The following is a 13,076-nucleotide window of genomic DNA, read 5'->3' on the forward strand; positions in this document are numbered from 1 at the left end:
GCCGCCGGACCGGTGCCGGCGGCCCGCGCCCGTCATCTGGCCAATCCGCACGCACCGATACCACTGTCAACGAGCCGCACGGACGCACCGACCCCCCGGTCGGGCTCGTGACACGCGACCGGGAATGCAAGGAGGCCACGACCATGACCACACGCTGGAGCGCCCCGGTTCTGGGGGCCGCGCTGATCGCCCTCGCGGCCGGCTCCTCTGCCCACGGCGGCTACTTCGGGTCGACGAAGTACTCCGCCAACGCCCCGCCCTGTAGCTGCGACCAGACCCACTTCTCCGGGGCCGGCGGGTGCCCGACCGAGACCGTGATGCGGCCGGTCACGAGGACCGTCTACGTCGAGGAGAAGCGGACCACGTACAAGACCGTGACCGAGACCGCGTACCGCCAGGTCAAGGAGACCGTGTGCAAGCCGGTCTGCGAGACCGTCATGAAGGAGGTGTGCGAGACCGTCACCCGGCCGGTCTACGAGACCTGCCAGAAGACGGTGTGCGAGACCGTGTGCAAGCCGGTCTGCGAGACGGTGATGAAGGAGTGCAAGGAGACGGTCTGCGAGAAGGTGTGCGAGACCCTCTACAAGGACTGCGCCTTCACCGTGTGCAAGACGGTGTGCGACCCGGTCACCACGGTCCACTGCTACCAGGTGTGCAAGCCGGTGTGCGAGACGCACATCAAGGAGTGCCCGCGGACCGTGTGCAAGCCGGTGTGCGAGACGCACTACAAGGACTGCGCCCAGACCGTCTGCACCCCGGTGTGCGAGACCGTCATGAAGGACTGCTCGCGGCTCGTCTGCAAGGACGTGACCGAGACGGTGTGCAAGGACGTGTGCAAGACGGTGTGCGAGCCCTGCACCACCATGAAGACGGTGTGCAAGAAGGTGCCCGTGACCGAGTGCGTCACCGAGTGCAAGCCCGGCAAGCTCCGGTGGGAGTGCGTCCCGGTGTACGAGTGCGTCGTGGACCCGTGCTCGTGCAGCACGGTCCAGAAGCAGGTCGGCACCAAGAAGCAGCTGGTCCGCGGCCCGAGCGAGACCGTGACCCGCCAGGTCACCAAGACGATGTCGGTCGTCGAGCAGGTGCCGGTCACCACGACCGTGACCAAGACCGTCACCGTCAAGGTCCCGGTCACCGTGACCAAGAAGGTGCAGACGGTCGTGACCGAGAAGGTGCCGGTCACCGTCACCCGGAACGTGCAGACCACCAAGATCGTCAAGGTGCCGTACACCGTCACCAAGAACGTCCAGGAGACCGTGATCGACCGCGTGCCGGTGACCACGAAGCGGAACGCCCTGGGGGCCTACGCCGACGCCTCGGCCCTGGGCGGTGACGCCGCCGCGGCGGCCGCCAAGGGGGCCGGCGTGGTCGGCGGCGGCCCGGCCGCCCTCGGCAACCCGAACGCCCCGACCTACGACGCCGCGGCCCCGGGCCGGGTGTTCGTCGAGGGGCTGAAGGTCAACAAGGCGGTCACCGAGAACGTCACCAAGACGGTCCCGGTCACCGAGGTCCGCAAGGTGCCGTACACCGTCACCAAGACGGTCCCGAAGGAGGTCACCAAGATGGTCCCGACCCAGGTGACCAAGATGGTGCCGACCCAGGTGTGCCGCACGGTCGAGGTGAAGACCTGCCGCATGGTCACCGAGCAGGTGAAGAAGCTGGTCCCGACCCAGGTGACCAAGATGGTGCCAGAGGTGGTCACGAAGTGCGTCCCGTACACCGTGTGCCGCCAGGTCCCGGTCTGCACGACGGTGAAGGTGCCGAAGACCGTGACCGAGATGGTCCCGTGCGTGGTCGCCAAGCCGGCCAAGCCGTGCGACGCGTGCCACGGCGGCCCGGCCAAGCCGTGCGACGCCTGCAAGGGCGGCCCGGCCAAGGCCTGCGACGCCTGCAAGCCCGCCGCCCCCGCCAAGGCCTGCGATTCGTGCGGCCCGGCCAAGGCGTGCGACACCTGCAAGCCGGCCTGTGCCTGCACCGCGAAGTCGCGGCCGATCCGCGACCTGTTCAGCAAGCTGTGCGCCGACCGCCTGGCGTGCAGCCCGTGCGACGCGGCCCCGTGCGACCCGTGCAAGCCGGCCCCGTGTGCCGCCCCCTGCAAGTGACGGCACGTCGGTTGCTAACGCCCGAAGCCCGCGGACCCGAGTCCGCGGGCTTTTCTGTTTGAACCGGCCGGCCCGGGCGTTGTAGTCTGACACCACCCGCCGCGGCGGCCCCGCACCTCCCCAGGAGACCGGTCATGAAGCTCACCGCCCTCGCGCTCGCCCTCGTATCGGCGGCCGCTCTGACCGCGACCACCCCGGCCCGACCCGACCGCACCCGGCCCGCGTGCTGCGCCCCCCGCGACGCCGCCCCAACGTCCGTGGTCGCCGCCCGGACCGCTCCGGCCGCCCCCGTGCTGCCCTGTTCTGCACCGGTCTCGCAGGCGGCCGCCGAGCCCAAGGAGGAGCCGCTGCCCCCGGCCCCGAAGTCCGACCCGAAGTCGGTCCACATCGAGGCCCCGAACCTCAAGGGCGTCGTCATGGAGGTCCGTCCCGACAAGACGCGGCGGGTCATGGTCGCCACCGAGGTGTGCCTCCGCGAGGGGCCGCTCGAGGTGTTCCTGTGCAAGAAGGGGACGAAGGAACACGAGGCGATCCTCCGGGCCGACGTGGACGCCCAGAAGCTGCACGAGTTGCTGTTGCTCACCGGGGCCGAGGCCGGTAAGCCGACGCAGTTCATCGACGCGAAGACCGAGATGCCCGCGTACAAGCCGGCGACCGGGACCAAGGTGAAGGTGAGCGTTCACTACACGAAGGACGGCAAGCCGCACACGCACGCGGCCCAGGAGTGGGTGTGGGACCTGAAGAAGAAGGCCCCGATGCCGCACGGCTGGGTGTTCGCCGGCAGCATGATCATCACCGACCCCGAGAACGGCAAGAAGTTTTACGGGGCCAACAGCGGCGACATCATCAGCATCTCGAACTTCCCGTTTTCGATGCTCGAGATCCCCGTCGAGATTTCAAAGGACGAAGCGCAGCTCACCTATGAGGCAAAGACCGAGAAGATCCCGGCGATCGGCTCGAAGGTCTGGCTGATTCTCGAGCCCGCCCCTGCATCATGATTAAGCACCATGCGCGATTTTCGACACCGAATGCCTGCTAAGTGGGCTTTCCGGAATCGAGGCCAGAAGACCCGATTCTGAGCATGCGGCGAGACTGATGGCCGCTACTACTATCTCCATAACGACTTGCGCCAACGGTCCACCATTTCTCGCTGTTCGAGCAATTTTGGCACAACTCGTGCGTTTACCCGGTCGGCGAGAGCCTAAGCCGATCTGCTGACGAAGGGAGAGGTCGTCAGCAGATCGGCTTTTTCGTTTCCCGCCACCACTTCTTCGCAACTCTCGATCGAAAAACGACTTCAGTTCATCCCCAGGCCGCGGATCGCTTGGACTGACTAATCCGATACCGTTGTTACGCACTTTTCTCGGACCGACTCATCGCACTTTCATGGGCGGCGGGTAAAGTTGGTGGACCTGCCCCACGCGGAATGGACGTTCCGCTCGGAGGACACCCCCGTGTCATCCCCCCACCTGGCCTCGTTCTTTCCCGCGGCCTGCGCCGGCCTCGGCTTGTTCCTCGTCGGCGTCGCGAACCTCCTGCTCCTGGGCCGGGGTGCAAGCGCTCGCGCCGCGGCCACCGTTGCGGCGAGCGCCGCGGCGGTCGGGGCGGCGGTCCTGCTCGACCAGCCGGGTGGGGCCGCCACCGCCGCGGTGCTGCTCGCCGCCGGCCTGGTCCCGGTGCTGGCGCTCGGCCACCCGCGGGTGGTGGCCGCCGCCGCCCGTGCCGTTGCCGCCAGCCACCACCCGGCCGCCCGGTACGGGCTGCTCGCCGCGGTGGGCGTCGTCTCCGCGGTCGGGGCCGTGGCCCTGTTCGACCGGGCCGACGAACGGGCGAAGGCCCAGTCGATGGCGGACATGAACGTGGTCATGGGGGCGCGGCCGTCGGTCCCCTCCGACCGCGCCCGGGCCGCGACCGACCGGGGCACCCCGGTGGTCCTGCGGGAGCCGGTCGCCGCGGCCGCGCCGGAGGCGGCCGACCCGGCGACGAGCGAGGAGCGGTTCCTGGCGGCGGCCCAGTTGAGCGACCAGATCATCCGCCGCGGGTGCGGGGGCGCGCAGACGAACTGCCACGGGTGGGTGTTCACCGGGGGCCGGTTCCGCCTGTCGGCCGACGACGTGGCCGTGATCCTGGCTGAGAACGGGTACCGCGAGGTGGCCGTCCCCGCCCCCGGCGACGCGGTCGTGTACCGCACGAACGGGGCGGTCACGCACACGGGCGTGGTGCGGTACGTGACGCCGGGCGAGCCGGTCCTGATCGAGAGCAAGTGGGGCGACCTGGGGGTGTTCCTGCACGCCGCCGAGCGGTCCCCCTACGGGACCGACTTCACCTTCCACCGCAGCGACCGCCGCGGCCACACGCTCGCGGGGCTGACGGGGCCGATGCAGTAATGGCGCCACCCCGGGCGGTGCTGATTGCGTTCTGTAGCCGGCCTCTGTGAGGCCGGGCGTGTGCAAGTCCCCAAGCACCGGCCTCACAGAGGCCGGCTACAACACGGGTCCGAACGAACCCCTGCGGCGTCACCCGGCCCCGGGGCCGTCGGCGCCATCGAGGTGCAGGTGCGGGGCCAGGCCGCCCTTGCCGCCGCCGCGGAGCTCGATGACGCGGTCGGCGCGGCCCTGCGTGAGGAACGCGGTCAGGTCCACGCCCATCTCCTTGAGCGCCGCGAGGTGCTGGCGGGTGCGCTCCTCGGTCTGCCGGCGGACCTCCATCTCGGCCTCGGCGTCCCGGCGGCGCTGCTCGCGGTTCGCGTTCCGCTCGGCCTCCTTCGTCCGCATCTCGGCCTCCTGCCGCTTCTGGGCGAGTTCGATCTCGGTCTGCACCTCGATGGTCTGCTCGGTCCGGCGGCTCGTGGCCCGGTTCATCTGCGCCCGGAGCTTGTAGTCCTCGAGCCCCTGCGCCTGCTCCTCGGTGGCGCGTTCGAGCTGGAGCTTCGTGCGGGCCTCGATGGCCTGGTCGTGCATCGCCTGGAGCCGGTCCGGCGCGCCGTACCCGCGGTACACCACCTTGTTGATGCGGTACCCGTTCTGCGCGGCCCGCACGGTGAGCTGCCGGTACGTCGCGAGCTCGTTCAGGTCGCCGGTGTTCTTCTTGAACTCCTCGAACGTGTGCCGGCCGCAGAAGTCGACCACGTCCGAGGTCGCGGCGTTGATGAAGTCGCCGATCGGGTCGTGGGTCGCCTCGAGCATGCGGTCGATGTCGGCCAGCTCGAAGAACATCATGAGCTTGATGGTGAGGACCGCGTCGTCGGCGGTGCGGACGTCGGTGACGTCGTGGTACATCTGGTCGGGCATGAGCCAGAGCTTCTGGAACACGAGCCCCTTGGCGACCTTCTTTGCGCCCTGCGAGCCGCCGTCGGACCCGTGCCACGCGAACGTGTGGAGCCACTCGCCGGGGGCCGGGACGAACAGCATCGGCCCGTGGACGATGCGCCGCGAGATCGCCTCGGCGTTGGCCGGCCGCGAGTACACGATGACCGCTTCCTTGGCGGCGAGCTGGAGCGCGTCCTGGCGGGTGACCGTCTCGTGGACGCGGGGGTCGAACCAGACGTCGGTGGGGCCGACGAGGTGCTCCTGGCGGCCGTCACGGAACCGGACGATGAGGAACTCGCCGGGGTGCGCGACGAAGTGCCGCATCCGCTCGAACCGGCTGCTCCCCGCCCACACCCGCTTGGGGCCGACGATCACCTCCATGCGGCCGTCCCTGCGGACCATGAGGGCGCGCTGCCCCTCCTCGACGGTGTAGTACCACATGGTTCGCGTCCCGTAGTCCGGTGTCGTGTCTTCGCCCGCCTCGGCGACGGTGCCCCGCAACTGCCGTTCGAGGTCGACTTCGTCCTCGAGTCCCTTGGGCCCCTTGCGGAACTCGACCGCCGACCGGCTGAGTACCTCGGACCGCGGCGCGGAGTCGAGCCGCGGCGTGGCACTGGCGGCCCGCGTCATCCGCCGCCGCACCGCCCCCCCCCCGCTCATCGTGTCGACCGTCGACGGTACTTCGTCGTGATCCCCGACCGCTGCGTCTTCGCCGCCGTAAGCCATCAGCATCGAATCGACGGACTCCGACCGCGTGTGCCCGTAGTGGCGGTTGATCGCGGCCAGGATGGCGTACGGGGGGTACGCGACGAGGCGGATGTCCTTGTTCAGGACGAACGAGAGCTTGTCGCGGAGCATCACGTTCGACACATTCACCGCGGCGACGTGGAGCGTGCGGCCGTCGAGCTTGAGCGGGAGGACGAGGTTCTCGCGGCAGACCGACTCGGGGACCAATTCGAGCACGGCCCGCGGCGGGTCCAACGCGGCCGCGCCGGCGGGGGCCTGCTGGTCCTCCTCCGCGAGGTGCTGCGCGCCCTGCCGCTGGATGAGCTTGGGAATCATGGGGTGTCGCCCTGGTGCGCCGGGGACCAGGGGTTGCGCTCGCGGACTCGCTCCACCCCTGGCTACCATCGGTCGCCGCGTCCGCGGCTACAAACGCAAGTCACTCGCCTGCTGATGTCAGCCCCGGAGGGGCGGCAGAGTGTAGCCAGGGGTGCGGCCCGCTGTGCGGGCAAACCCCTGGCAACCTGTGCGGGTAAACCGCTGGTCCCCGGTGCAACGCGGATCGCCCCGGGTCACTTCTTCGCCGTGAGGCGCGCGACCTCGGCGCAGTCCTTGTCGCCGCGGCCGCTGAAGCACACCACGACCACGTCGTCCTTCGACCGCGTGGCCGCGATCCGCATCGCCTCGACGACCGCGTGCGCCGTCTCCAGCGCCGGGAGGATGCCCTCCAGCCGCCCGCACAGGTGGAACCCGTCGAGCGCCTCCTGGTCGGTCACCGAGCTGTACCGCACCCGCTTCGCGTCGGCCCAGTACGAGTGCTCCGGGCCGACGCCCGGGTAGTCGAGCCCGGCGCTCACGGAGTGGACGTCGGCGGTCTGGCCGTCGTCGTCCTGCAGCACGTAGCTGAAGCTCCCGTGCAGCACGCCCGGCGCGCCGTTGCTGAGCGTCGCCGCGTGCTGGCCGGGCTTCGGGTTCCGGCCGCCGGCCTCGACGCCGATCAGCTCGACGCCGGTGTCGTCCACGAACGGGTAGAACATGCCGGCCGCGTTGCTCCCGCCGCCGACGCACGCCACCACGACCTCGGGGAGCTTGCCGAGCTGAGACAGGCACTGCGCTTTCGTCTCGGTGCCGATGACGCTCTGGAAGTCGCGGACCATCTCCGGGAACGGGTGCGGGCCGACCACCGAGCCGATGATGTAGTGCGTGTCCTCGACGCTGCTCATCCACTCGCGCATCGCCTCGTTCGTGGCGTCCTTGAGCGTCTTGCTGCCGCTCTCGACCGGGAACACCTCGGTGCCCATCGCCTTCATGCGGAAGACGTTCAGCTCCTGCCGGCGGATGTCCTCGGTGCCCATGTACACGCGGCACGTCATGCCGAACAGCGCCGCGGCGGTGGCGGTGGCCACGCCGTGCATTCCGGCCCCGGTCTCGGCGATGACGCGCTTCTTGCCCATGCGCTTTGTGAGCATCGCCTGCCCGAGCGCGTTGTTGATCTTGTGCGCGCCGGTGTGGTTCAGGTCCTCGCGCTTGAGGAAGATCCGCGCGCCGCCGGCCTCGTTCGTGAGCCGCTCGGCGAAGTACAGCCGCGACGGCCGGCCGACGTACTCGTTGAGGAGCTGGTGGAACTCGGCCTGGAACGCGGGGTCGGCCCTCGCCTCGCGGTACGCCGCGTCGAGCTGTTCGAGGGCGAACATGAGCGTTTCGGGAACGAACCGGCCGCCGTACGGGCCGAACCGCCCGCGGGCGTCGGGAACGGCCGAGACGCGGGGCGTGGGGAGCGTGGATGGCATGGGGAGGCGTCCGTGGTGTTCACGCGGAGGACCGGGCACCGTTTGTTGTGTCAGGTGCGGCCGGCGAGTTCAAGGCACCGGAGGGTTTCGGTCCCGCGACCGGCCACAGTCCGTGGACGACGAGTCCGAGACCCAAAAGAGCAACCGCCGCGCCGGCGAGTTGCATCACTCGGCTCTCGCGGATTTCGCCGGCGGTGAAGTCGCGACGGCACAAGTGGGTTCCCGTCTCAAGGAAGAGGGGCGGCACCGGATGAAGCACCGGGTGCCCCCGGCGAGTTCAAGGCGACCGCGTGCTTTGGCTCGAACGCCGCACGGAAGAGCAGGACGAGCACGCCAAGCCAGACGAGGGTGAGCACGATTCGCCACGCCCACACCGTACCGAGTTCGGGCTGCGCGTTTGGCTCCCGATCGAGTTCGACGATCTGCAAGGTGGAGAACGGTCCGTTGGGTTCAGCACGGACGTTCACGCGGTGGGTGGCGTCCTCCCATTGGTAGAAGTGCGACCAGCGGTCCTTGCCGGACGTTTTACTCAGCCAATGTTCTTCCCTGATATTCGTGAAGATGGCGACCTTCGCGACCACCCCCGTCTGCTCCCCGGGGCTCAACATGATCAGTTGCGCCTGGAGCAACGGCATGCCCACCCGAATGGGCTCCGTTCCGGACACCCGGGCGTACGCGAGGTACGTCAGGAAGCCGGCGGCGAGCAGTGCCAGCGCCGCGGTTCGGAATCGTCGCGTCGACATGGTCGCCCCCAGACACGGTTGTGTGACGCTCGTAGCGTAGCACGCGGTTCGGGTGTGATCGCGTTCGGCCGGCTGGTAGAATCCCCAGACCACCGCGGGGAGAGCCATGCCCGAGTTGCCGGAAGTCGAGACCGTCGTGCGCGACCTGCGGCCACTACTCGCCGGCCGCACGGTCGTCGGCGTGCGGCACAGCGCGAAGAAGCTCCGCCGGCCGTGGAGGCCCGCGTGGAACGCCCGCGTCACCGGCGCGACGGTCGCCGGCGTGCGGCGGCGCGGGAAGTGGATTCTCGTGGACCTTCTGGACGCGAAACGCAACCCTCCGGTCGCTGACGCTCCCGGCTCGCCCGTGCTGCGCGTCCACCTCGGCATGACCGGGCAGTTCACGGTCGTACCGGCCGCGACGCCCGAGCCCGACCACCTGCACCTCGCGTTCGCTCTCGACAACGGCACCGACCTGCTGCTCCGCGACCCGCGGCGGTTCGGCTCGGCGGAATGGTTCGCGAGCCGCGCCGCCCTCGAAGACGAGATGAACGCCGAACTCGGCCCCGAGCCGTTCGGCCTCGACGCCGCCGCGTTCCGCGACGCCGTCACCGGCACCGCCCGGAACCTGAAGGCCGTGCTGCTCGACCAGACCATCGTCGCCGGCGTCGGCAACATCTACGCCGACGAGGCGCTGTTCCGCTCGAAGCTCCACCCGGCCCGCACGGGGAAGTCGCTGGCGGCCGACGAGTGCGACCGGCTGCGGCTGGCGGTCGAGGCGGTGCTGACGAAGGCGATCGCGTCCCGCGGCAGCACGATCCGCGACTACGTCGGCGGGTCCGGGCTCCGGGGCGGGTTCCAGAACGAGTTCGCGGTGTACGGTCGTACCGGCGAGCCGTGCCCGACCTGCACGGGCGCGATCGCGTGCGAGCGGCTCGCGGGCCGGTCGTCGCACTTTTGTGCGAGTTGTCAGAAGAGTTCACCGCAGAGTAAAACCAAGAAGGCGACCAAGGCCCGAACGGTTTGAACCCTCTGTCTTCCTCTGCGTCCTCTGCGTCCTCCGCGGTGAAATCCTTATGTCGTACCGCGCGTTCAAGCGGCTCCTGGGCGAGACGAGCCTGGAACGGAAGTGCCGGTGGCTCCTCGGGGCCGGCGTGCTGCTGCTCATGACCGGCAGCTTCTGGGTGTACGCCAAGCAGACCGAGGACCTCGCCTACGAGCAGCTCGAAACGACCGGCCGCGCGCTGCTGTCGCCGATCGTGGCGCGGCTCCACGTCCGCGGGGAGCAGCTCCAGGCCATCGACGACTTCCAGAAGCTGACCGAGGCGCACTGGCCGGCTGCCCTCAAGGGGTACAGCACCCGGCTCATCAAGCCCGACACCAAGGACCCCGACTACCTGCCGACGAGCGACGACCTCACGGTCATGCACCGGATCCAGACCGAGGGCCGGGACGAGGCCAACCGGCAGGCGCCCAAGGAGAACGCGTACTACTACTACGGGGCGATCCGGGCCGGGCAGTCGTGCGTCAACTGCCACCGCGACCCGGCCAAGGTGGGCGAGAAGGTCGCGGTCGCCGGGCTCAAGCCGGACGACCTCATGGCCGTGGTCCGCATCCGGCTCTCGACCCAGTCCATCGAGGAGGGGTTCCACACGAACCGGGCGCTGCTCATCTCGTTCGCCATCGGCACGTCGCTGCTCATCATCGCCGGGAGCTACCTCATCATCCGGTACGTCATCGTGAAGCCGGTGAAGCACCTCAAGGAGGTGTCCGAGGCGATCGCGCAGGGCGAGCTGAACATCCGCAGCGAGATCCAGACCGGGGACGAGTTCGAGGACCTGTCGCACGCGTTCAACCGGATGCTCCGGAACCTCGCGAACATCCAGGACCGCAACAAGAAGCTCATCGCCGACCTGGACCGCAAGGTCGACGAACTGGCCCGCGTGAACATGGCGCTGTTCGAGAGCAACCGGCTCAAGAGCGAGTTCCTCTCGACCATGAGCCACGAGCTGCGGACCCCGCTCAACAGCATCATCGGGTTCTCCGAAATCCTGCTCACCGCCGACAACCTGAGCGACAAGCAGCACCGGTACTCCGGGAACATCATGACCAGCGGGCAGCAACTGCTCGCGCTCATCAACGACATCCTCGACCTCGCCAAGCTCGAAGCCGGCAAGATGCGGCTGCACCTCGACCCGGTGAGCCCCGCGGCCATCGCCGAGCACGCGGTCGCCATGTTCCGCCCGCAGGCCGAGAAGAAGAACATCGACCTGAAGGTGGTCGCCGACCCGAACCTGCCTGCCGGCCGCCAGGACTCGGGGAAGCTGCACCAGATCCTCACGAACCTGATCTCCAACGCGGTGAAGTTCACCCCCGAGGGCGGCCGCGTCACGCTCAAGGCCGGGTCCGACGGGACCGAGTTCGTGTTCACCGTGACCGACACCGGCGTCGGCATCTCGCCCGACGAGCAGGACCTGATCTTCGAGAAGTTCCGGCAGGCGGCGAACCCGATGACCCGCGAGCAGGGCGGCACTGGGCTGGGGCTGAGCATCGTCCGCGAACTGGCGAAACTCCTGCGCGGCGACGTGACCCTGAACAGCGAGTTGGGCCGCGGGAGCACGTTCACCGTGCGCGTCGCCGCGCGGATGGCGGACGAACCTCTGGCCGAGTTCGAACTCTCTTCTCCTTTGTCGGAGGCCCCCGCGGGAGAGCTGGGGAGGGGGGGAGACACGGAGATGGGGAGAGGGGGCGACGCGGACGTTCGGAGACACGAGGGCGGCATCGCCCCGCTCTGATCCTCGCCCGGCCGAACTCCCCCCGGGATCCGCTCGAGGTGGCTGGCGGGCCGCCACGGAGGGCGGCCCCTACCGGACCGGGGCATTTGATCTGTCGGGGCCGCCCTCCGTGGCGGCCCGCGTGGGGCGAACGATTCGGCCCGAGCGATCCTCGCTCCGTGTCTCCCCCTCTCCGTGCCTGCGACCGCGATCACCAGACGAGGAGAACGAGGCGGCACGCATGGACATCCCCCACCTGCACGACTGGCCGGCCACCGAGGCGGAGGCCGTCGCGCTCCAGACCGCGCTCGCGCCCCGCGTGGACCTGTCCCGGCCGCTGGAGCGGTTCGAGTACGTCGCCGGGTGCGACCTCGCGTACCACCTGACCGAGCCGGTCGCGTTCGCCGCGGTCGTCGTGGTGCGGGCCGCCGACGGGGCTGTAGTCGAAACGCGGACGGCGACCCGCGAAGTGACATTCCCGTATGTGCCGGGTCTACTGTCGTTCCGCGAGGTTCCCGCGCTCCTGAGTGCGTTTGCTGATTTGCGCCGGACGCCGGACGCCGTTATGTTGGATGGACAGGGGGTCGCTCACCCGCGGCGCTTCGGCCTGGCCTGCCACCTGGGACTGTGGCTCGGCCTGCCGTGCCTGGGGTGCGCGAAGAGCTGGCTGGTGGGGGACCGCGGCGAGCCGGGGGGCGAGGCCGGGGCTGCCAGCCCGCTCACGATCGGCGGGGAAGTGGTGGGGGCGGTGGTGCGGTCGGCGGCGGGGGCCAAGCCGGTCTACGTTTCCCCGGGCCACAACATCGACCTGGCGTCGGCCCTCGCGGTCGTCCGGGCCACCCTCAGTGGGTACCGCCACCCGACCCCGACGCGCGAGGCGCACCTGGCCGGGAACGTCCTGCGGCAGGCGTACCGCGGGGGGCCGCCGGCTTGAGCGATTCGGGGCGGTTCCGGGACCAGAAATGTGGCCGGATTCTCATGAAGTTCGGCGCGGCGGGCGTGGTCTTCAACGTGAAACGCGAAACGTAAGACCCGGGCCGGGTCAGGTGTTGCACCGCCGGACCGACGCGAACGACCCGGGCAACGGTTTCCGGGCGACGGGCGACCGATCGGGGATGTCCCGACAGGCTTCGATTTCTTACGCCGCGGGACGCACCTCCGACGATAGAGGTGCGTAGAATGAGGTCGCGGGGCACTGAACGGGTGAACCGTGGTCGGGGGGTCTGGGCTCCCCACGTGACCGGGCGAAGAGGTAAGATCACCAGGGCGGCGACCCGGTTCACGAAACCGCTCGCGATTGCCGCCCGATATGTGGACCCGGCCGACCGGGTACGGAGACGCAACCCGATGCGCGATGCAACCCGACGCCACTGGCATCGCTGGCGGATCGCCGCGGCCGCCCCCGCCCCCGGGGCCGGTCGCCTGCACCTGCCGGCCGCCGTGCTCGCCGGTGCGGACGAGAAGCCCGGTCCGGACGGCATCCGCCACGAGTTGGTGGCCCGCGTCCGTAGCGAGATCGCCGCCGGCACCTACGACACCGAGGAGAAGTGGCGGGCCGCCGAGGAGGCGCTCCTCCGCCGCATCGAGGGCCGGCGCTCCTGAGCCGCCCGAGGCCCCGCGAGCCGCGACCGGGGGAGCGTCGGACGCTCCCCCGGTC

The 13,076-nt window shown here is 69.6% G+C and carries 10 protein-coding genes; 7 read left to right on the top strand and 3 right to left on the bottom strand.

The window, feature by feature from the left end:
* Positions 1-143: 143 nt before the first annotated feature.
* The 3 genes from ACTIGN_RS10600 (at position 144) to ACTIGN_RS10610 (ending at position 4,489) form a co-directional block, all read left to right on the top strand.
* Entirely contained in the window at positions 144-2,102 is a 1,959-nt protein-coding gene (locus tag ACTIGN_RS10600; protein WP_439623579.1) for a hypothetical protein, read from the top strand.
* 134 nt (positions 2,103-2,236) lie between these two features.
* Positions 2,237-3,100 (top strand): YdjY domain-containing protein, encoded by an 864-nt coding sequence (locus tag ACTIGN_RS10605; RefSeq protein WP_439623581.1) that lies wholly within the window; start codon positions 2,237-2,239, stop codon positions 3,098-3,100.
* A gap of 456 nt (positions 3,101-3,556) precedes the next feature.
* Complete coding sequence (locus ACTIGN_RS10610; RefSeq protein WP_439623583.1) at positions 3,557-4,489, top strand: CHAP domain-containing protein; 933 nt, start codon at positions 3,557-3,559, stop codon at positions 4,487-4,489.
* 129 nt (positions 4,490-4,618) lie between these two features.
* Here the strand turns inward: ACTIGN_RS10610 and ACTIGN_RS10615 are convergent, their stop codons facing one another.
* The 3 genes from ACTIGN_RS10615 to ACTIGN_RS10625 form a co-directional block, all read right to left on the bottom strand.
* Positions 4,619-6,472, bottom strand: coding sequence for a hypothetical protein (locus ACTIGN_RS10615; protein WP_439623585.1), 1,854 nt, complete (start codon positions 6,470-6,472; stop codon positions 4,619-4,621).
* 233 nt (positions 6,473-6,705) lie between these two features.
* The gene (gene trpB / locus ACTIGN_RS10620) at positions 6,706-7,923 is read right to left on the bottom strand and encodes a tryptophan synthase subunit beta (RefSeq protein ID WP_439623587.1); all 1,218 of its coding nucleotides are present in this window, start codon (positions 7,921-7,923) and stop codon (positions 6,706-6,708) included.
* Positions 7,924-8,150: 227 nt separating this feature from the next.
* Complete coding sequence (locus tag ACTIGN_RS10625; RefSeq protein WP_439623589.1) at positions 8,151-8,666, bottom strand: hypothetical protein; 516 nt, start codon at positions 8,664-8,666, stop codon at positions 8,151-8,153.
* Between the two features lie 106 nt (positions 8,667-8,772).
* Here ACTIGN_RS10625 and mutM point away from each other — a divergent pair, with 106 nt between their 5' ends.
* From mutM to ACTIGN_RS10645, 4 genes are all read left to right on the top strand, one after another.
* Entirely contained in the window at positions 8,773-9,672 is a 900-nt protein-coding gene (mutM, locus tag ACTIGN_RS10630; protein ID WP_439623591.1) for a bifunctional DNA-formamidopyrimidine glycosylase/DNA-(apurinic or apyrimidinic site) lyase, read from the top strand.
* Positions 9,673-9,721: 49 nt separating this feature from the next.
* On the top strand, positions 9,722-11,440 hold the full coding sequence (locus tag ACTIGN_RS10635; protein ID WP_439623593.1) for an ATP-binding protein: 1,719 nt from the start codon (positions 9,722-9,724) through the stop codon (positions 11,438-11,440).
* Between the two features lie 220 nt (positions 11,441-11,660).
* The gene (locus tag ACTIGN_RS10640; protein WP_439623595.1) at positions 11,661-12,353 is read left to right on the top strand and encodes an endonuclease V; all 693 of its coding nucleotides are present in this window, start codon (positions 11,661-11,663) and stop codon (positions 12,351-12,353) included.
* Positions 12,354-12,766: 413 nt separating this feature from the next.
* Positions 12,767-13,021, top strand: a complete 255-nt coding sequence (locus ACTIGN_RS10645; RefSeq protein WP_439623597.1) for a hypothetical protein — start codon at positions 12,767-12,769, stop codon at positions 13,019-13,021.
* Positions 13,022-13,076: the final 55 nt, after the last annotated feature.

The organism is Gemmata sp., assembly GCF_051859125.1.
In the GTDB taxonomy this organism is placed as follows: domain Bacteria; phylum Planctomycetota; class Planctomycetia; order Gemmatales; family Gemmataceae; genus Gemmata.

Bases quoted from the DNA above. Each gene is read 5' to 3' on its own strand.
- ACTIGN_RS10600 (WP_439623579.1), top strand. From the start codon at position 144: ATGACCACACGCTGGAGCGCCCCGGTTCTGGGGGCCGCGCTGATCGCC.
- ACTIGN_RS10605 (WP_439623581.1), top strand. From the start codon at position 2,237: ATGAAGCTCACCGCCCTCGCGCTCGCCCTCGTATCGGCGGCCGCTCTG.
- ACTIGN_RS10615 (WP_439623585.1), bottom strand. From the start codon at position 6,472: ATGATTCCCAAGCTCATCCAGCGGCAGGGCGCGCAGCACCTCGCGGAG.
- trpB (WP_439623587.1), bottom strand. From the start codon at position 7,923: ATGCCATCCACGCTCCCCACGCCCCGCGTCTCGGCCGTTCCCGACGCC.
- ACTIGN_RS10625 (WP_439623589.1), bottom strand. From the start codon at position 8,666: ATGTCGACGCGACGATTCCGAACCGCGGCGCTGGCACTGCTCGCCGCC.
- mutM (WP_439623591.1), top strand. From the start codon at position 8,773: ATGCCCGAGTTGCCGGAAGTCGAGACCGTCGTGCGCGACCTGCGGCCA.
- ACTIGN_RS10635 (WP_439623593.1), top strand. From the start codon at position 9,722: ATGTCGTACCGCGCGTTCAAGCGGCTCCTGGGCGAGACGAGCCTGGAA.
- ACTIGN_RS10640 (WP_439623595.1), top strand. From the start codon at position 11,661: ATGGACATCCCCCACCTGCACGACTGGCCGGCCACCGAGGCGGAGGCC.
- ACTIGN_RS10645 (WP_439623597.1), top strand. From the start codon at position 12,767: ATGCGCGATGCAACCCGACGCCACTGGCATCGCTGGCGGATCGCCGCG.